Here is a 19594-nt window from a genome sequence, read left to right on the forward strand (position 1 = left end):
GGCGAGGGTAGATAAAACTCGCCTCTGCTGGGCCTTTTCAGTGTTTTAGAAAAGTTGGCACGCTTTTCGCTTTAAGAAAAATAAGCGAAAACGATAGCTAAAAAACGTTTTTAGGCGCTTGCCGGATTTCGGGTTAAAGGGTTGAGCCCTCGTAAGCATAATGCTTCCCATTTCCCCCACGATAATAGAGCTTTCAGGAGAGTAGATATGTCCGTTGAACACGTTCTCTCGTTGATGAACGAACATGAAGTCAAGTTTGTTGATCTGCGCTTTACAGACAGTAAAGGTAAAGAACAACACGTTACCATCCCTGCACATCAGGTGAATGAAGACTTCTTTGAAGAAGGTAAAATGTTCGATGGCTCATCCATCGGGGGTTGGAAAGGGATTAACGAATCAGACATGGTACTGATGCCAGACGTGACCACCGCCGTCCTTGACCCGTTTTTCGAAGATCCAACGCTAATCATCCGTTGTGATATTCTCGAGCCAGGCACCCTGCAAGGCTATGACCGTGATCCACGTTCAATCGCTAAACGTGCTGAAGATTTCTTACGTACCTCAGGTATCGCAGATACCGTCCTGTTTGGACCAGAACCAGAATTCTTCTTATTTGACGACATCCGTTTCGGTTCTTCTACTTCTGGCTCCCATGTTGCGATTGACGATATCGAAGCTGCATGGAACACCGGTAAAGAGTACGAAGGCGGTAACAAAGGCCACCGTCCAGGTTTGAAAGGCGGCTACTTCCCGGTACCACCGGTCGATTCTGCCCAAGACATCCGTTCCGCCATGTGTCTAACCATGGAGCAAATGGGCTTAGTGGTTGAAGCACACCACCATGAAGTCGCGACCGCAGGTCAAAACGAAGTGGCAACACGCTTCAACACCATGGTGAAAAAAGCGGACGAAATCCAGATCTATAAGTATGTGGTGCATAACGTTGCACACGTGTACGGCAAAACCGCAACCTTTATGCCAAAACCAATGTTTGGCGATAATGGTTCTGGTATGCACTGCCACATGTCTTTATCAAAAGATGGTAATAACCTGTTTGCCGGCGATAAGTACGGCGGCCTGTCTGACATCGCTTTATATTACATCGGCGGTATCATCAAGCATGCTAAAGCGCTTAACGCCTTAACTAACCCAACCACCAACTCTTATAAGCGTTTGGTCCCGGGTTATGAAGCACCGGTCATGCTGGCTTACTCTGCCCGTAACCGTTCTGCTTCAATCCGTATTCCTGTTGTTGCAAGCCCTAAAGCACGTCGTATTGAAGCACGCTTCCCTGATCCAGCGGCTAACCCTTACCTAGCCTTCGCAGCACTACTGATGGCAGGCCTAGACGGTGTGATCAACAAAATCCACCCTGGTGATGCGATGGATAAAAACCTCTACGATCTGCCTCCGGAAGAAGATGCAGAGATTCCAAAAGTAGCAGGTTCACTGGAAGAAGCGTTGAATGCCCTGAACGAAGACCGCGAGTTCCTGACCCGTGGCGGCGTATTCACCGACGAAGCTATTGATGCTTACATCGAATTACGTAAAGCGGACAACGACCGTGTACGTATGACGCCACACCCGGTTGAATTTGAACTTTACTACAGCGTCTAATTTTCGTTTGTAGTGTGTTGCCGTGAAGTCTTAGCCCATCCTCGGATGGGCTTTTTTCTCGGGTGTCTTACCTGCGTGTCACCCCATTCTGGAGAGATGTAATGCTTAGCAACACCGCCTCAGATGCCGTGCAGATCCTAAATTCGTTGATCAACTGCGTCCTTGTTGTCGACCATGAATTAGTGATCCATTATGCCAATCCCGCGGCGCAGCAATTACTCGCTCAGAGTTCACGTAAGCTGTTTGGAACACCCCTTCCAGAGCTCACGGGATATTTCTCCCTGAATGTTGAAGTGATGCACGAAAGCCTTAGCGTTGGACAAGGCTTTACCGATAGCGAAGTCACGCTTGTGGTAGATGGTCGAGCGCATACGTTGGCACTCACTGCCCAGCCATTGCCTGACCAACAGATCCTGTTAGAAATGGCGCCAATGGATAATCAGCGCCGATTAAGCCAAGAGCAGCTGCAGCATGCCCAGCAAATCGCTGCACGTGATTTAGTTCGTGGGCTTGCCCATGAAATTAAAAACCCATTGGGAGGATTACGGGGAGCCGCTCAACTGCTTTCCAAAGCCCTGCCCGACCCGGCTTTGAAAGAATACACCAATGTCATTATCGAACAGGCAGATCGTCTACGAAATCTCGTTGACCGCTTATTAGGCCCCCAACAGCCGGGTATGCATGTGATGCAAAATATCCATCAAGTGGCTGAACGTGTGGTGAAGCTGGTATCAATGGAATTACCCGATAATGTCACCTTAGTGCGTGACTACGATCCGAGTCTACCTGAACTACAGCATGACCCCGACCAAATCGAACAAGTTTTACTTAATATGGTGAGTAACGCGTTACAGGCACTAGGCCGCGAGGGAGGCACTATCACTTTACGCACCCGTACCGCCTTTCAGCTTACGCTTCATGGCACGCGTTATCGCTTAGTCGCTCAAATTGATATTGAAGATGACGGGCCAGGCATCCCAACTCACCTGCATGACACCCTGTTTTATCCGATGGTCAGTGGGCGCGAAAACGGTACCGGATTAGGACTGTCGATTGCACGTAGCTTGATTGATCAACATACTGGCAAGATCGAGTTCAAGAGCTGGCCGGGCCATACCGAATTTTCAATTTTTCTCCCTATTCGTCAGTGAGGTTTCTATGCAACAAGGGATAGTTTGGATCGTCGATGACGATAGTTCCATCCGCTGGGTGCTTGAACGCGCACTGACTGGCGCCGGGTTGGTCTGTACCACCTTTGAAAGTAGCCACGATGTATTAGATGCGTTAGCGACCAAAACGCCGGATGTATTGTTATCCGATATTCGTATGCCTGGCATGGACGGTTTGGGGTTACTCAAACAGATAAAAAAACGCCACCCCATGCTTCCGGTGATCATTATGACTGCGCATTCGGACCTCGATGCGGCCGTTAGCGCTTATCAGCAAGGCGCATTTGATTACCTCCCCAAACCTTTCGATATTGATGAGGCCGTTGCTCTGACCGAACGGGCGATTAGCCATTATCAAGAACAGCAGCAACCTCGCCATCAGCAAGAAGATGGCCCGACAACGGATATTATTGGTGAGGCCCCTGCTATGCAGGACGTCTTCCGTATTATCGGTCGTCTTTCACGTTCGTCTATCAGTGTCTTAATTAACGGTGAATCTGGCACGGGTAAAGAATTAGTCGCCCATGCCCTTCATCGCCATAGTCCGCGAGTGAAAGCTCCTTTTATTGCCTTGAATATGGCGGCAATCCCTAAAGATCTCATCGAATCAGAATTATTCGGCCATGAGAAAGGGGCATTTACGGGTGCAGGGCAAGTGCGACAAGGCCGCTTTGAACAAGCCGATGGCGGAACACTGTTTCTTGATGAGATAGGTGACATGCCATTAGACGTACAGACTCGATTGTTAAGAGTCCTGGCCGATGGTCAATTCTATCGCGTCGGCGGTTATGCACCGGTAAAGGTGGATGTGCGGATTATTGCCGCCACACACCAAAATCTTGAGCTACGTGTTCAGGAAGGTAAGTTTCGTGAAGACTTATTCCATCGACTCAATGTGATCCGTATCCACCTACCGCCCTTGCGTGAACGTCGAGAGGATATCCCTCGCCTCGCAAACTACTTTCTGCAAACGGCGGCGCGCGAGCTAGGGGTCGAAACCAAAATCTTGCACACTGATACCATCAACGCGCTCACCCACATGACGTGGCCGGGTAACGTTCGACAATTAGAAAATACCTGTCGTTGGTTAACCGTAATGGCTGCGGGACAAGAGGTTTTATTACAAGATCTCCCCCCTGAACTTTTTGATAATACCGTCCCGCAGGAAAATACCAGCAGCCCATCCATTCCTGAAAGTTGGTCTGGACTGCTTGCCCAATGGGCGGAAAGAGCATTACGCTCTGGGCATCAGGATTTACTGTCAGAGGCTCAACCGGAAATGGAGCGGGTGCTCCTTACCACTGCACTGCAACATACCCGCGGGCACAAACAAGAGGCCGCACGTCTACTGGGCTGGGGCCGTAATACGCTGACACGTAAATTGAAAGAGTTAGGAATGGAGTAGCACTAACCGGGTCTAGCGACGCTTAGACCCGATTAGATTACCCGAGAAAACGCCTGTTGGCTGGCACGGGCGCGCGAATACTGATCGAAACATAGACAAATATGCCGGACTAACAACCGCCCTTTTGCCGTCACCTGGAGTCGTTCCGGCGTGATGATCAGTAAGCCATCGTCCTGCATCGGCGCTAACAGGCGAAGTTCTTCAGCAAAGTAGTCGGTAAAAGGTTGCGAAATGCTCGCCTCTACCTCACAAACCTCTAAAGTAAATTGGCACATTAGGGTAGTAATGATGTCACGACGCAAACAATCTTCTGCACTCAGTGAGAGTCCTCGTACCAAAGCACTTCCTTTCTCTGCGATGCGTGATGCCCAATCAGTGATTTTCTTTTCATTCTGGCTGTAAGTATCACCAATCATACTGATGGCCGATACCCCAACACCTAACAAGTCCGTCTGGCGTTGCGTGGTATATCCCTGAAAATTACGTTGTAAACTCCCCGCTCGTTGCGCAATAACAAGCTCGTCCTCCGGTAAAGCAAAATGATCCATACCGATAAATTGATAGCCGCCAGCCTGCAACTGAGCAATGGTCTGTTGTAAGATCTTCAGCTTCTGCGCAGCACTCGGTAGTTCATTAGACTTAATTTTTCGCTGAGCAGCAAATAGCTCAGGCATATGGGCATAGTTGAAGACACTCATTCTATCAGGACGCAGTGCCAGTACCCTGTCGATAGTCTGCGCAAAACTTTCTACCGTCTGCTGAGGTAACCCGTAAATTAAATCGATATTCGTTGAGGTAAAATCCAGTGCCTTCATCGTCGAGAGCAGTTCGACAATCTGTGCTGCATCTTGCTCGCGATTGACTCGCTGCTGTACCACAGGGTTAAAATCCTGTACGCCCATACTTAAACGATTAAATCCGATACGACGCAGAGCGGCTAATCGCTCGGTCGGAAATTGTCGAGGATCCAGCTCCAAAGAGATCTCGGCTGATCCCTCAACATTGAAGACCTCAGCAATCACACTCATTATCTCAGCAAGTTGCGTATCACTGAGAAAGGTTGGAGTACCGCCGCCAAAATGAATCTGTGTCACCGATCGTTGCGAGAACAGAGGCGCTCGCTGGCGAAGCTCGACGATTAACTGCTGTAAATAGCGCTCGGCTTTTTCGGGATGGCGGGTGACGACTTTATTACAACCACAAAAATAACAAAGTTGATGGCAGAACGGGATATGCAGATAAAGGGAAAGAGGACGCCTAGGATAGCGTTGTGCGGCCGCACGAAAATCTTCTTCAGAAAAGTGAGGGGTAAATTCTAACGCCGTAGGGTAAGAGGTATAACGTGGGGAGGAAGTATTATATTTTTCAATCAGTGCCTGATCCCATTCGACGTCTTGTAGCAGCATGCTTACCTCTTACGTTGGCTTTACCGTCGTGCTTTGCTCGCCCACTGCGAGAAAATAGACGTCGGGTCAACACAGACTTCCTGTGCGACAAGCGTAAAAGTTTACTGATACTCCAGGCGAGATAACAGGCGAATAATCCGGCAGGAATTGATCCAAGCCAATGCATTATCAATTAATCCTTCTGATGAATGGCAGGACGATCATTCCCCCTGCCACACAGTATTACTGTCCTTTCAACAAGCGGTACATATCTTCTTCCGCTTCGTCGTCTTTCTCATCATCATCAATCTCAATACCCAGTAGCACCATCAGCTCTTCAATGCGATCTAAACGCGCTTCGAGCCAAGTTTGGTCTTCACCGCTCAGCGTATCGCCCGCTTCAAGGCGGTCCAACAACTGATCTAAACGTGGGTCATTTTCCAACATCCGTAATTCTTGTTGGCGGGTCATTTTTTCCGGTTCGGCATGAACGTTCGCAGCGGGTGCAGCGGCAACTTTACCTTCAGCGACCAAAGGTACTGGTGTTTTACTGCCAATACGAGGATCACTTTTCTTCGGGCCGGCATTACCTTGCTGTTGAGTCACTTTAGGGTGGCTACGGTTACCCGCCACATTGCCTTTAAGCTTATTTTTGCGTTTACGCTCTCGGCCTTCAAGATTCAGTTCGGCACGTGTTTTACGACGTTCCGTAGACTTGCTTTTGGTCGGTCTGGAAGGTTGCTTCATAATGTCAGTCTCAAGGAGGATTACTTCGATAGGTTCTGGGCGCGAATCTAGCAGAAACTTGGACAATAAAAAAGCGGTAACACTAAGGTTACCGCCCTTTCGTCCTTTTTTCGTAAATCCCTTACGTTGATGTTCGCATCCCGATCCCTGAACAACGTTCCTTAAAGCCCTCCATTAGCGGATTAACTGTAGTTCAAGAAGCCAATAACACAAGGCAACATTAAGAATAAATTTCACTATTTATTCATCCATTTGATTTTTATTGGTTTTTACCGAATATCGGTCATGAATGGCTAGACTTGAGTCTTAACGGAGATTTTAAGGACGGTAATAAATCTCTCCGCAACCCACAATACGATAACAATGCGCGAAATCTAGGCAAAATGCAGGTATACTCGCGGTTTATGCTGCTAAAATTATGTGGAGTTTGCTGTGCCGACCTGGAATTATCACGTCACTCATTTTGTAACTAGTGCCCCAGATGTTCGTCATCTACCGGACGATACCGGCGCAGAAGTCGCCTTTGCTGGCCGCTCTAATGCCGGTAAGTCGAGTGCGTTGAATGCCTTAACCCAACAAAAAAGTCTTGCACGGACCAGTAAGACACCGGGACGTACACAACTTATTAACTTATTTGAAGTAGCAGACGGTGTTCGCTTAGTGGATTTACCCGGCTATGGTTACGCCGAAGTGCCAGAAGAGGTGAAACGCAAATGGCAAAAATCTCTGGGTGAATATTTAGAAGTTCGCCAAGCGCTAAAAGGGCTTGTGGTGTTGATGGATATTCGTCATCCGATGAAAGAGCTCGATCAACAAATGGTGACCTGGGCGGTCGCAAGCGATATTCCGGTACTCGTACTGCTAACCAAAGCCGATAAACTCGCGTCTGGCGCACGCAAAAAGCAACTTGCGATGGTTCGTGAAGCAAGCCTAGCCTTTATGGGTGATGTGCAAGTGGAGCTTTTCTCTTCTTTGAAGAAGATGGGGATCGATAAGCTTAGCCAGAAGTTAGATGATTGGTTTAGCGAGTACAGTGAACAGCAGGAAGCGTCTGAAGAATAATCCCTCTTTTTCTTCCCCCTAAACGAAAAAACGCCCCAGCGATAAACGAGATCGCTGGGGCGGCTAATTTCTAGCCTAATCCGATTACGTGAAGTAAAAGGTCTTAAAGATAGAACATCTTACCTCTGTACCCTACAAGGCAAAATGTACCCCAAATTTTAGGTGCGGGAAAGGGCTTTTTTGATTCAAAAATAGCCTTTTCAGGTGATTTACGCCGGATAGATCACATAAATACCCCTAATCCCTCGCAATAATGTTAAAAATATGTTTCTCAAATATAAAAAAAGGCGTATGCTCTGCCCCCGCTTTTTCAGACTTCTTTTCTGATTCAAATCAGCCTAAGGAGTGCGCTATCGCTCACTTGTTGGGATGAGTATCTTTTTCGTGATCGAAGTCTAAAAGTACAAATATTTAATAAAATTGGCACTAATTTACACGTTATTCTGCGGTAACCTCTTCTGAGTGTTAACACCTTATTTCGGGATAAAAATAATGAAAATAAAAAATAAATTTTTCTTACGTTCACCTTCTTTCTTTGCGCTGTCTCTCGTTGCAGCCAGCTGCGCGAGCGCATTACCTGCTGCCCATGCAGCAGAACCTTTCAGTTACGACTCGGCGTGGATGCTGGGGGACTGGAATGGTACGCGTAGCCAATTAAAAGATGAAGGTGTCGATTTTCAGGTTAATTACACCATGGAAAGTGCGTCTAACTTAGCAGGCGGCTACCACTCATCAACGACCATGCGCTACTCTGACCAATGGGCTTTTGGCGTTGATTTAGATCTTGAGAAACTATTAGGATGGAACGATACCGAATTCCAAATGACCATCACTGATCGTAATGGCCGTAACTTATCCGACGATGCTATCAGCCGTAATGGTACCCTTTCTTCCGTTCAAGAAGTCTATGGCCGTGGCCAAACGTGGCGTTTAACGCAATTCTGGTTGCGTAAGCATTTCTTTGACAACTTAGTGGATGTGAAAGCAGGTCGTGTCACCGTCGGTGAAGACTTTGATACCATCGACAGTAAGTTCCAAAACTTAGCCTTCGGGGGCGGTCAGGCAGGAAACTGGCGTGGTGATCACTGGTATAACTGGCCAGTCTCGCAATGGGGTGGACGTGTCGCGATCAATATTACGCCGGATGTCTTCTTCCAAGTCGGTTTCTATAACCAAACGCCTTACAACTACGACCGTGGCGATGGTTTCCGTTTCGAAGTGAGTCAAACCGAAGGGAACTTAGTCCCCGCCGAAGTCGTTTGGCACCCAACCTTCGGTCCGGATAACTTAAAAGGTAACTACCGTCTAGGCGGTTATTACTCCTCTGTACGTGACCAAGTTTATGGTTCATGGCGTAATGGCAACACCGATACTGCTCACGCTTACGGTGGCTATGTACTGGCTCAACAACAGCTCTTTGCCCAACCAGGCGGCAGCGATCGTGGCCTAACCTTAACGGCTCAAGCGGTAATGAACGACCATAAGACGGCGAAGATAGATAATTATCAATCGCTAACATTGGTATGGAAAGGCTTAGCTGACGCACGTCCAGAAGATGAAATTGGTATTGGTGCTTCTCGTATCCACGTCAATTCAAGCTATTCAACCATGCAACGCCGTGAAAACCGTTCTAACGGTGCTTATTACGATAGCAATCCAGCGTGGATCCCGATTCAGCATGGTTCTGAGTACGATTATGAAGTCTACTACAATATCCATGCCACTAACTGGCTACAAGTTCGTCCTAACCTGCAATACGTTGTTGCACCAGGTGCGGAAAGTGGCGTGAAAAATGCCTTAGTCGGTGGCATCAGTGCCAACTTAAGCTTCTAAGACTGCTCTCCGTATTCAGTATTGGATACGGAGATTCTTCTCTTGCCAGCCTCCCTATGTCGCGTTACCTTTTTTCGTCGACCAAGGAGGCTGCATGTCTAATACCGCTCGTTCAATCACCATTATCCGTGAACAAATTCTTTCCGATGATTGGTATTCCCTGAAAAAATATACGGTTGATTACCAACGAACAGATGGTAGCCACCAAGTATTCAGCCGTGAGGTTTATGATAAGGGGGATGGTGTCACAGTATTTCTCTACAACCGCGTTCAGCAATCCATTATTTTAACTCGCCAGTTCCGATTACCGTTGAAGATCCAAGGTGAGTCCGGCGTGCTGATCGAAACGCCAGCAGGATTACTAGAGGGAGAAGATCCGATCACTCGGATCCGCGCTGAAATAGAAGAAGAGACAGGTTATAATATTCAACGGGTTACCAAAATTTTCGACGCCTGGATGAGTCCAGGAGCTGTGACTGAAAAGCTCCATTTTTTCACTGCCGAATATAGCCATCATGACCGCATCAATTTAGGCGGCGGGGTAGTTGAGGAAGGCGAAGATATTGAAGTGCTTGAACTTCCTTTTCAACAAGCTGTGTTAATGATGCAGCGTGGTGAAATTAATGATGCTAAAACGATTATGCTGTTGCAGTATGCAATCATTAATAAACTTTTCGCGGTAGATAAATAGAATAGCGGATTATCCATTATCCTTGGTTAGGTTTTCCATAACACCTTAGCTGAAAATAAAACATTGCCGACCTGTTAAATAAAGGTTAAGTTTTATTTTTTATTATGGAGAATAATACGTGTTTAAATCCTTATTAAACTTTGATCAAATGATCACCCCTAAAATAATTACCATCATTTATTGGTTAGGGATTATTGGTGTCGTACTTGGCGGGCTCGCGGCCATTATTACCAGTTTATCCTTAGGTGGAAGCGTAATAGGGGGACTATTCTCCGGTCTCTGTACTATTATTTTTGGCGTAATTGGCGTACGTATTTCCTGTGAACTCATTATCCTCTCTTTTAATATTTACGGAAAATTAAAAGAGATTGCTGAGAATACGGCTGTTAAATAACGCATTCATTTACCGCTAACTTCAGTTACTTCAAGGGTTAGCGGCTAATCACATTAATAGATATCCTTTGTCTTTTTTCATAGTTACCCTGCCGCGGTTAAATTGCTATAGATAGCAGTCTTTACTGTACGCATAGCCGGAGTCCCAATGAAAAAGATGTTCACCACAAGCCTTGTTGTCACCAGCTTATTATTAATACCGACCCTAGGCTTTGCCGAGCAATCCGTGGTAACGATTGGTTATCAAAAAGCCAGCCTCTTCACTATTATCAAATCGCAACATACCCTCGAAAAAAAATTCGCCTCGCAAGGCATCACTGTTCGTTGGGTTGAATTTCCAGCGGGTCCGCAACTTCTGGAAGGTTTAAATATTGGTAGCGTGGATATTGGCGCAACCGGCGATGCGCCACCTATATTCGCGCAAGCGGCGAAAGCCGATTTAGTCTATTTAGCTCACTCCGTCGCCAATCCCAAAAATGAAGCCATTGTGGTCCCCGCCAATTCGCCTATTCACAGTGTTGCGGATCTGAAAGGGAAGCGCGTTGCGCTAAATAAAGGGTCAGACGTAAACTATTTATTAGTCGCGGCATTACAACATGCCGGTCTGAGTTATAAAGATATTCAACCCGTCTATTTACCCCCTGCAGATGCGCGAGCGGCGTTTCAAAAAGGGGCTGTTGATGCGTGGGCTATTTGGGACCCCTACTATGCAGAAGTCAGCCAAGTCACCCATGCACGAACGCTTACTACCGCCGAAGGCTTAGTCCCCCACTATTCTTTTTTCCTCTCTAGCCGTAAATTTGCCGAGGGGTCACCTAAGTTAGCACTCGAAGTAGTCAATACTTTGCAAGAGAGCGGTCAGTGGGCAAACAATCATAAAACTGAAACTGCACAGCTACTTTCTACCGCGACAGGGCTGAGTATTGATTACTGGCATACCACACTGGCCCGCCTAGACTATACGACTGAACGTATGACACCCGAAGTCTTCGCCCAGCAACAAACACTTGCTGATGCATTCAGTAAAATTCATCTCATTCCCGGTCAAGTCCAAGTCAACCGAGCAACCTGGTCTCAAGATGCCAGCCATTAACGTGTGACGAAAAAAACGCCGCTCAAGCCAAATAAGCTGAGCGGCGTTTTTTATGGGACTTTATGGTTTAACTCGCGCTGACTTGTCGCGGTAGCTCCGTGTTGCCAATGGTTTCCCCATGAGGTCCATGCCGTACTGCGGCCTCACCTTTGCTAAAGAGAGGCATTACCCGCTCAGCAAATGACCACGCTTCTTCAAGGTGGGGATAGCCAGACAGAATAAATTTATTAATACCTATCGCTTGGTACTCGCGGATTCTCGCAGCAACTTGCTGTGGATTCCCCACTAACGCGGTGCCTGCTCCGCCTCTAACTAAACCAATCCCTGCCCAAAGATTTGGAGAAATCTCTAAATTATCGCGAGATCCGCCGTGCAACTCGCGCATTCTTGCTTGGCCAGTTGAATCCATCCGCGAGAATATCGCTTGTGCGCGGGCAATGGTCTCTTCATCCAAGTGGGCAATAAGCTCTTCTGCCGCCTGCCAAGCTTGTTGTTCAGTATCTCGGACAATCACATGAAGACGAATACCGAATTCAACCTCTCGCCCGTTTTCAGCAGCTTTAGCACGAACCTTAGCCACCTTTTCCGCAACCTGCGCAGGGGGTTCTCCCCATGTTAGATAAGTATCAACATGCTCAGCCGCGACGTCGACCGCTGACTCAGAAGATCCGCCAAAATAAATGGGTGGGCCCTGATCTTGATGGCTAGGAAATAGGAGTTCAGCATTTTCAACGCGTAGTTGCTCACCATGATAACTGACTTTCTCACCGGCCAGTAAACGGCGGTAGACATGTAAAAATTCACGGGTCACTTGGTAACGCTGATCATGACTTAAGAAAATTCCATCACCCTTATTCTCTTCTGGGTCTCCTCCGGTCACGACATTAATTAATAAACGCCCTTGCGAGAGTCTATCCAAGGTACTGGTCATTCTTGCCGCGAGTGACGGCGGCTGAAGACCTGGGCGAACCGCCACCAAAAATTTTAATTTACGGGTAATAGGTGCTAGCGCCGCAGCCACTAACCAAGAGTCTTCACAACTTTTCCCTGTTGGAATTAATACTCCGCTATAGCCTAAATTATCAGCCGCCAGCGCGATTTGTTGTAAATAAGGGAGATCAACGGTACGTCCCCCTTCCTGAGTTCCAAGATAACGGCCATCACCATGAGTAGGTAAAAACCAGAAGAAATCGGGAGCTTGATTTAGATGAGTCATTAATAATTACCTTAATCTGTTCTGATTTATATTGCTTGGCGCGCTAGAGGAATACTTGGCTTTTCAGGCTCCATGATGGCCGCTAAAATTTGGCGTTCGAGCGTCGCGATATTCGCTTGAGTACTTGAACGTGGATAAGGCATCCCCACTTCCACGTCGAGCTTTACTTGCCCTTTATCGAGCATGACCACCCGTTGAGCTGTCGTCACCGCTTCACTGACATCGTGGGTCACCAGCACCACCGTAAATTTCCAGGTTTGCCATAACTCAATCAGTAGTTGCTGCATCTCTAAGCGCGTTAGGGCATCTAGCGCCCCCAAGGGCTCATCGAGCAACAACAATCCAGGACGGTGGATGAGGGCCCTCGCGAGAGCGACTCGCTGCTTTTGACCACCGGACAGGGTCTCTGGCCACTGATTAGCCTTATCTGCCAAGCCAACGGCAGCTAACACCGCTTTCGCCTCCTCACGCCATTGTCCTGATAAGCCTAATCCAACATTCTCAATGACCGTCTTCCAAGGTAATAATCGAGGTTCTTGAAACATTAAACGAATCGCAGGGGCAGAGTTAACTAAAGGTTGATGATTAGCAGCAAGATCACCCTGAGTACTCTGTTCAAGGCCAGCGAGTAACCGGAGTAAGGTACTTTTCCCACAGCCGCTTCGTCCAACGACGGCAACGAACTGTCCGGCAGGAATCGTCAAATCTAAGCCATTCAATACCGGTTGCTGACTAAACGATTTACTGACAGCACTCAGTTGTAAGGCTAAGGCTTTGGTTGGTGTAATAAGACGAATATTTTTCATACTGGGATTTCCTCCTTACGCCATTGGATGTGCCAGCGTAATAAGCGCTTTTCTAATGCCACGGTCAGTAAATCGGAGAACTTGCCAAGCAAGGCATAGAGTAGGATGGCAAACACGACGACATCGGTTTGTAAAAACTCACGGGCGTTCATCGCTAAATAGCCAATTCCTGCATTGGCTGAGATGGTTTCCGCTACGATTAACGTCAACCACATCAGTCCCAACGAAAATCTGACGCCTACCAGAATTGAGGGCATTGCACCAGGCAAGATAACCTGCCAGAACAAGGCTAGGCCACGTAATCCATAGCTACGTGACATCTCAATTAACTGTTTATCGATATGCCGGATACCATGAGCAGTGTTGAGATAGAGTGGGAAAAAAGTGCCTAATGCTACGAGAAAAATTTTGGCGCGCTCATCGATGCCAAACCATAAAATGACTAAAGGAATAAGAGCGAGATGCGGAATATTGCGAAGCATCTGTAACGTGCTATCGAGCAACAGTTCACCGATACGCGATAATCCAGTAATTAATCCCAATATAAGCCCCGCCCCCGCACCGATAGCAAACCCAACGACTGCGCGCCAGGTACTGATCGATAGGTTACTCCACAATTCACCGCTTTTTATTAAGGTCCAAGCAGCGGTCACAACATGGAAGGGAGCGGGTAAAACGCGGTCTGAAATCCAGCCACTGGCAGAACCTAATTGCCAACCAATCAGTAATATTGTTGGTAATAGCCAAGGCAGTACGGTACGCGTGAGACGCGTCGGTTGTTTCATTTTCCACTCCCTTTCATACAAGCGATCACGAAGGCATTACGCCTTCAACTGAAATCAGTTAACCGTAATTTAGGAGTGATGAAAAATAAGGATAATTGCTTATCTAAGTAGAAAATTAGCTTTAGCCAGCGCTGAGTGGCTGGCTAAGGAAAGACCTATTAATTTACGCGTTTCAGTAATTCAAACATACTATTAAAGGCACGTTCGCTAACCTGTGGGTTAAATTCCGCGACCCCTGGGTTATTAGCCGTTTCGTCGGTAAAGGAGTGCACTGCATCGTGGTAACTCACCAGTTGCCAATCCACATTAACCGTCGTCATCTCGTTAATAAAAGCGGGCAATTGTTCACGAGGGACCAAAGGATCCTTCGCACCATCAAGGACTAAAATAGCGGCTTTAATCTGCGTGGCATCGTAGGCACCACAGGTATCTAGGCCACCGTGGAAAGAGACAGCCGCTCGGATATCAGCACCGCTACGTGCTAACTCTAATGCACAGTGTCCGCCAAAGCAGAATCCGAAGGCAGAAATTTTCTGCGCATCGACTGCCGCGGTAGTCTGACTTTTCAGCGCCTCGATCGCGGCGTTCATCCGACCTACCTCTTCAGGCGTATTTTTTACTGCCATCATCGCCGCACCGGCCTCATCAGCATTGGTAGGTCGAGACGATTCGCCATAAAGGTCGGCAAGTAACACAACGTACCCTTGCTCAGCCGCTTTTTTGGCGAGTTTGGCAGCATTATCAGTGACACCGAACCAGTTTGGCGCCATCACTAAACCAGGTAAGGGTTGAGTGGCCCCAGCTGGAAAAACTAATGTCCCTGCTAAAGCAGTTTCTCCCGCTTGATAGCGAATGGTTTGCGTAGTAATTTGACTCATAATTCCTCGATAGTTCTGATTAGTCTCGTCATGTAACTATAGCGAATATTCGCCACAATTGACTATAACGAGCCTGTAAGTCGGTGTGTCGAAAGCGTCAAACATTCATGTATGGCGTGGGGGAATATAAAAAGGCTAGTTAAAGTAGTCTTGATCGATCCCATGGTTTACTTTAGCCAATTTGGTAAAAGTACCGCCAAAAATTTCTTTACCGATTAGATCTTTTTTTCAAAGACTTGGTATTAAAAATTAAGTTTTCTACCCTTTGACTTTTGTACCGGATGTTAAGAAGGCTGGAGTCTTGGCTTGAATATCAACGGAATGATTTTCTCGACTTTTGATCGGGCCAGACTCCATATTATCGCCATCAAGTTTAAATTGACCCATATTAGCGACATCAAGATAGGTCATTTCTACCGTTTATTAATCTTCTCGCGCCAACCCATTGCTTACTCAGTCATCAAACGATAAAACGGTTCCTCACGTAACGCCTGACTCTGTATTTCCCCCCCCTCACGCCCACTTCGCAGTTCATTACGATAACTGAGGTATTGCCAATTTTCAGGTTGAACATCTGACTCAGGGCACCTCCCTGAAGTCATCCCATTTTCAGAAAGCATTACTTCCAGAAATTCTATAAATTGCCGAGTCTTGTGGAGAAACGACACACTGTACTGAGAATTTTCCTGATCTGGTTTGATATACAACGTGAACTGAGCACCTAAGCTCACTCGGGCTTGTGAATCGACTCTTTCCATATCAGTCACTTTCCACTTATCGACCGGGCTGTCCTCTGAAAATAGCAATCCGGACAATACCTTAAAAGCTTGTGGTACATTATCTTTAAGCACACTGATATGAAATTTGTCACCGGCAAATTTTCCCTGAGATTGAGGCAATTCTCGACGAGCATGGACAAAAACGTCGTTACTATCGTTATTTAGCTGAAACCCTTGGCTCATTGTAAAGAATCCGCTCTGACGTACCGCGTAATAATCAGGCGCATTCAACATCTCTTTAAAGTGGCATGTCGGCATCTTCCGCATTTGGCTATTTAATAAGTCGAGATTATTCTTCAGATGTTCGTAAGCAGAGGGTAATAATGCGCGGGTAGAATGAGGTTCAAGATTCAAAGGGGAAAGATTTAGTTGAAGATTGGGTCTATTAATTGGCATGGGAAAAGTCCTTTATGATAGGGATACCTTGCCATATATTCAGACATGAATTCTCGATATTCTTTCAGGAATCGGTTTTTTATCCAGGAAATTTGAATAGGTTGCAGGCGAAAAAAGTGATCCTCTGGTCGTAAAGTGAGTAAAAGTTTACCTGCATAGCATCTGGTGAATAACACGACGAAAAGTGAGATTAAGGGTTACCCCCCTCGGGTAAAGGGGGGTATGAGGCGCCCTACCAAGCGCGAATGACATCGCCGTGATAGACCTCGTTAGCTTTCGCCTCGACTTCTGGGGATTGGAAAGCTTGCTTTAACTGCTGCAGTTTCGTCTCATCTTTATCCCCTTCACGTACGACTAAGACATTTAGGTAAGGCGAGGCTTTCCCTTCCATAAATAATCCATCCCGTGCCGCCGATAAACCTGCTTGCGAAGCAAAGTTATTATTAATCACCGATAACCACACTTTCGGATCGTCTAAAGAGCGGGTAAGTTGCGGGGTATCGACCAATACGAATTTCAGATTTTTAGGGTTAGATTTAATATCTAACACCGTGGGTAATAAACCTTTACTTGGATCGACGGTGATTAAGCCTTGAGATTGCAGTAATAATAAACTGCGGCCTAAAGTCGTCGCTTCATTAGAAATCGTGACCGTCGCCCCATTTGGCAATTGTTCTATCTTCTTAATTTTAGAAGAGTAGGCAGCAATCGGAAAAATGAAGCTCTTTCCTAAGATAGCAAATTTATAGCCACGCTCTTTTGCTTGCATCTCAAGATAGGGAACACTTTGGAAAGCGTTGGCATCAACATCTTTATTGGCTAAGGCTTCGTTCGGCTGAACATAATCATTAAAGCTCACGACCTCAACATTCAGTTGATACTTATCTTTGGCTACTTGTTTTACTGTATCCCAGACAGCTTGGTCAGGCCCAGAATTGATAGCGACTTTAACACTGTGCGCATCTTCCTGCTTACACCCTACTAGGCTTACTGCACAGACGGCCAAAAGAGAAGAGACTAAAAATTTTTTCACCGTATCTACCTCGATATGTCTAATTTCGATTGAGTATATTAGACATTTAGACGTCTGTACATCTAGTAGTTTAGATTAATTCGGGTACCCTACTCTGATTAAGAGATTTTTGGAAAGTGTCATGGTAAAGCTAAAAGTTATTGTTCCTATTATGATCGTTGTTTGTACCGCAATCTGGTGGCTGATGCCCCATTTTACGGATCAAGATAAAGCCTATTATGTTTCACTCTATTGTTTACAACCGACTGGGTCCGATCAACAGATCCAAGCAAGGATGGAGCAGGCGGTAGAAAATAATAATCAGGATTATGCGCTGAAAAAACGCCATTTCTCCCCTTTACTGGCCAAACGAATCCAAGATGCTTGGGATCGCCTCACCCCAGATCAGCAACAACAAGCTCAGCAGCGTGATAAGTGTGCCCAGCTACTCTCAGAAAAACTCAACCTTCCTGCGCCTCGTTAATCTTTTCGCACTGCTTACAGTGTAGTAACAGTCTTGCGGTAAGCAGTCACCTATACTGTTTACCGTTTATCATGTTCGATAAGGAAAAAACGTGAAGCGCTATCACCGATTACTCTCGACTCTCCTCACCCTTTGTTCATTGATCATCATCAGCCATAATGCTTGCGCGCATAGCTCCTCATCGCTAGCAGTAATTAAGCCAGCCATGGCCTGTGGCCAGTTGGTTGGCCAGAAACTCCCGGGTATAGACACGACCATGTCGATTACGGGGGCGAAAGTCGTGACTCAGGACAATAAAACCTTCTGCCAAGTCACTGCATCACTTTCTCCCGATATCGGTGTAGAGGTAGCGCTTCCCCAGCAACAATGGACACAGCGTATTCTACAAGTTGGCTGTGGCGGCTTATGTGGGTCGATCAATCTCTCTTTATCCAACGCAAATGGCTGCTTACCGGCTACACAAGGTCAATTTGTCGTCGCGGCCACCAATATGGGGCACTCTGGCAGTATGATGGATGCTTCATGGGCATTGGATCCGCAAAAACGGCAGGATTTTGCATATCGAGCAAATCACCTTACTGCACAGTTTACCAAAGCATTGACGCGGGCTTATTACGGTCAGCCACAGAAATATGCTTACTTCATGGGATGTTCTGATGGGGGGCGCGAAGCGTTGATGGAAGCCCAGCGCTACCCAGACGATTTCAATGGTATTACTGCTGGCGCGCCCGCGGCCTATTTTACAGTACAAAATTCGTTCTATCACGGCTGGAATGTCGTTGCGAACCAGCGCGCTGACGGTAGTGCTATTCTACTTAAAAATCGTTTAGCGTTATTGCACCAAACCGTTCTGGAACATTGCCCAACGGAGTCAGGCGTAAAAGATGGCGTTTTAGCAAATCCTTTTGCTTGCCACATTTCAAGGCATTGGCTGAAAACTTGCGCGGCCAATACTCGCGATAAAAGCGACTGCTTTACTGAGGAAGAAGTTGGCGTTATCGAGAAACTTTACCAGGGTGCGAAAGACACATCAGGTCACCAGTTCGCTGTCGGCGGATTAATTATCGGGTCTGAACTACGCTGGCCATTACCGGACACCGCACAAGGCACTTCGCCTTCGGCCATGATGGCGCTCCCTGCGCTGCAATATGTCTTAACTGTCGATGGCAAGAAAAACGATATCACCTTAGCGCAATTTGGTTTCGACCAAGCCAATTTCCAGCAGCTGGCCAAACTGGCGCCACTCTATAATGCGACAGATACTAATCTTAAGCCCTATGCCGACGCTGGCGGGAAGCTGATCCTCTGGCACGGGTTGGCGGACGACTCTATCAATCCAACGGGTACACTTGCATATTATCGTGGGGTCGAACAACAACTCGGTGCCCAGCGGGCAGCGAAAATGGTTAAACTCTTTTTACTGCCGGGAGTCGGTCACTGTGGCGGAGGTGAAGGGAATGATCAAATCGACCTTCTTACGCCATTAATGGCATGGGTTGAGCATCAGCAGGCCCCTCAGCAATTATTAACTGGGAAAGCCAAAGCGACAGCAACACCTCAATCTTTACCCCCAGCGGAGAAACCGAAAAATACTGAGGAGGCTGCTTCCGTTCAAATGCACGGTATGCAACGCCCCAGTTCTCCGGTCGCCCCCGCTGCAGAGGCGATGCGTGCCACTCGCCCGGTATACGCCTATCCCTATATCGCGGTCTACAACGGTAAGGGCGATCCCCTGCAGGCTAAAAATTACCATGCCGTTCTGGGTAACTATCCGTCTGTTTTGATGGGAGAACCAATTCGCCAGCTTATTGCACCGAATAATTCTTCCCAAGCGACGCCTTAA

The 19594-nt window shown here is 47.1% G+C and carries 19 protein-coding genes and 1 pseudogene; 10 read left to right on the forward strand and 10 right to left on the reverse strand.

Annotated elements, in window-relative coordinates:
• Positions 1 to 207: 207 nt before the first annotated feature.
• The 3 genes from glnA to glnG all read left to right on the forward strand — a co-directional run bounded on the left by glnA (position 208) and on the right by glnG (position 4191).
• A complete protein-coding gene (gene glnA, locus QJR74_RS14150; RefSeq protein ID WP_048913046.1) occupies positions 208 to 1617 on the forward strand; it encodes a glutamate--ammonia ligase in 1410 nt (469 codons plus the stop codon).
• A gap of 101 nt (positions 1618 to 1718) precedes the next feature.
• Positions 1719 to 2768 carry a nitrogen regulation protein NR(II) gene (gene glnL / locus QJR74_RS14155; protein WP_304372419.1) on the forward strand — a complete coding sequence of 350 codons (1050 nt, stop codon included), beginning with the start codon at positions 1719 to 1721 and terminating at the stop codon, positions 2766 to 2768.
• Between the two features lie 7 nt (positions 2769 to 2775).
• Entirely contained in the window at positions 2776 to 4191 is a 1416-nt protein-coding gene (gene glnG, locus QJR74_RS14160) for a nitrogen regulation protein NR(I) (RefSeq protein ID WP_304372421.1), read from the forward strand.
• 32 nt (positions 4192 to 4223) lie between these two features.
• Here the strand turns inward: glnG and hemN are convergent, their stop codons facing one another.
• Complete coding sequence (gene hemN, locus QJR74_RS14165; RefSeq protein WP_304372422.1) at positions 4224 to 5597, reverse strand: oxygen-independent coproporphyrinogen III oxidase; 1374 nt, start codon at positions 5595 to 5597, stop codon at positions 4224 to 4226.
• Positions 5598 to 5819: 222 nt separating this feature from the next.
• The gene (yihI, locus tag QJR74_RS14170; RefSeq protein WP_304372424.1) at positions 5820 to 6323 is read right to left on the reverse strand and encodes a Der GTPase-activating protein YihI; all 504 of its coding nucleotides are present in this window, start codon (positions 6321 to 6323) and stop codon (positions 5820 to 5822) included.
• Between the two features lie 432 nt (positions 6324 to 6755).
• Between yihI and yihA the strand changes: the two genes are divergently transcribed.
• Positions 6756 to 7385, forward strand: a complete 630-nt coding sequence (yihA, locus tag QJR74_RS14175; RefSeq protein WP_304372425.1) for a ribosome biogenesis GTP-binding protein YihA/YsxC — start codon at positions 6756 to 6758, stop codon at positions 7383 to 7385.
• A gap of 70 nt (positions 7386 to 7455) precedes the next feature.
• Here the strand turns inward: yihA and QJR74_RS15255 are convergent.
• Positions 7456 to 7503 (reverse strand): annotated as a pseudogene (locus QJR74_RS15255) (hypothetical protein).
• Between the two features lie 374 nt (positions 7504 to 7877).
• On the opposite strand from QJR74_RS15255, the gene QJR74_RS14180 reads away from it, so the two are divergent.
• From QJR74_RS14180 to QJR74_RS14195, 4 genes are all read left to right on the forward strand, one after another.
• Positions 7878 to 9218 carry a carbohydrate porin gene (locus QJR74_RS14180; protein ID WP_304372427.1) on the forward strand — a complete coding sequence of 447 codons (1341 nt, stop codon included), beginning with the start codon at positions 7878 to 7880 and terminating at the stop codon, positions 9216 to 9218.
• 94 nt (positions 9219 to 9312) lie between these two features.
• Positions 9313 to 9909 (forward strand): NUDIX domain-containing protein, encoded by a 597-nt coding sequence (locus QJR74_RS14185; RefSeq protein ID WP_304372428.1) that lies wholly within the window; start codon positions 9313 to 9315, stop codon positions 9907 to 9909.
• Positions 9910 to 10027: 118 nt separating this feature from the next.
• Positions 10028 to 10303, forward strand: coding sequence for a DUF4282 domain-containing protein (locus tag QJR74_RS14190; protein WP_304372430.1), 276 nt, complete (start codon positions 10028 to 10030; stop codon positions 10301 to 10303).
• Between the two features lie 147 nt (positions 10304 to 10450).
• A complete protein-coding gene (locus tag QJR74_RS14195; protein WP_304372432.1) occupies positions 10451 to 11395 on the forward strand; it encodes a sulfonate ABC transporter substrate-binding protein in 945 nt (314 codons plus the stop codon).
• A 67-nt stretch (positions 11396 to 11462) separates the two neighbouring features.
• Here QJR74_RS14195 and ssuD read toward each other — a convergent pair whose 3' ends face one another.
• From ssuD to QJR74_RS14230, 7 genes are all read right to left on the reverse strand, one after another.
• Positions 11463 to 12611: an FMNH2-dependent alkanesulfonate monooxygenase gene (gene ssuD / locus QJR74_RS14200; RefSeq protein ID WP_304372433.1), complete on the reverse strand. Its 1149-nt coding sequence runs from the start codon at positions 12609 to 12611 to the stop codon at positions 11463 to 11465.
• A 26-nt stretch (positions 12612 to 12637) separates the two neighbouring features.
• Positions 12638 to 13417, reverse strand: a complete 780-nt coding sequence (locus tag QJR74_RS14205; RefSeq protein WP_304372434.1) for an ATP-binding cassette domain-containing protein — start codon at positions 13415 to 13417, stop codon at positions 12638 to 12640.
• Positions 13414 to 14202: an aliphatic sulfonate ABC transporter permease SsuC gene (gene ssuC / locus QJR74_RS14210; protein WP_304372435.1), complete on the reverse strand. Its 789-nt coding sequence runs from the start codon at positions 14200 to 14202 to the stop codon at positions 13414 to 13416. Before ssuC ends, QJR74_RS14205 begins: the two co-directional genes overlap by 4 nt.
• A 158-nt stretch (positions 14203 to 14360) precedes the next feature.
• On the reverse strand, positions 14361 to 15080 hold the full coding sequence (locus QJR74_RS14215; RefSeq protein ID WP_304372437.1) for a dienelactone hydrolase family protein: 720 nt from the start codon (positions 15078 to 15080) through the stop codon (positions 14361 to 14363).
• A 258-nt stretch (positions 15081 to 15338) separates the two neighbouring features.
• Entirely contained in the window at positions 15339 to 15491 is a 153-nt protein-coding gene (locus QJR74_RS14220; RefSeq protein WP_304372438.1) for a hypothetical protein, read from the reverse strand.
• A gap of 38 nt (positions 15492 to 15529) precedes the next feature.
• Positions 15530 to 16255 (reverse strand): type III secretion system effector phosphothreonine lyase, encoded by a 726-nt coding sequence (locus tag QJR74_RS14225; protein ID WP_304372440.1) that lies wholly within the window; start codon positions 16253 to 16255, stop codon positions 15530 to 15532.
• 232 nt (positions 16256 to 16487) lie between these two features.
• Complete coding sequence (locus QJR74_RS14230) at positions 16488 to 17261, reverse strand: MetQ/NlpA family ABC transporter substrate-binding protein (protein WP_304374063.1); 774 nt, start codon at positions 17259 to 17261, stop codon at positions 16488 to 16490.
• 148 nt (positions 17262 to 17409) lie between these two features.
• Between QJR74_RS14230 and QJR74_RS14235 the strand changes: the two genes are divergently transcribed.
• Entirely contained in the window at positions 17410 to 17751 is a 342-nt protein-coding gene (locus tag QJR74_RS14235; RefSeq protein ID WP_304372442.1) for a hypothetical protein, read from the forward strand.
• Positions 17752 to 18007: 256 nt separating this feature from the next.
• The gene (locus tag QJR74_RS14240; RefSeq protein ID WP_441007660.1) at positions 18008 to 19594 is read left to right on the forward strand and encodes a tannase/feruloyl esterase family alpha/beta hydrolase; all 1587 of its coding nucleotides are present in this window, start codon (positions 18008 to 18010) and stop codon (positions 19592 to 19594) included.

The organism is Tatumella ptyseos, from assembly GCF_030552895.1.
GTDB lineage: Bacteria > Pseudomonadota > Gammaproteobacteria > Enterobacterales > Enterobacteriaceae > Rosenbergiella > Rosenbergiella ptyseos_A.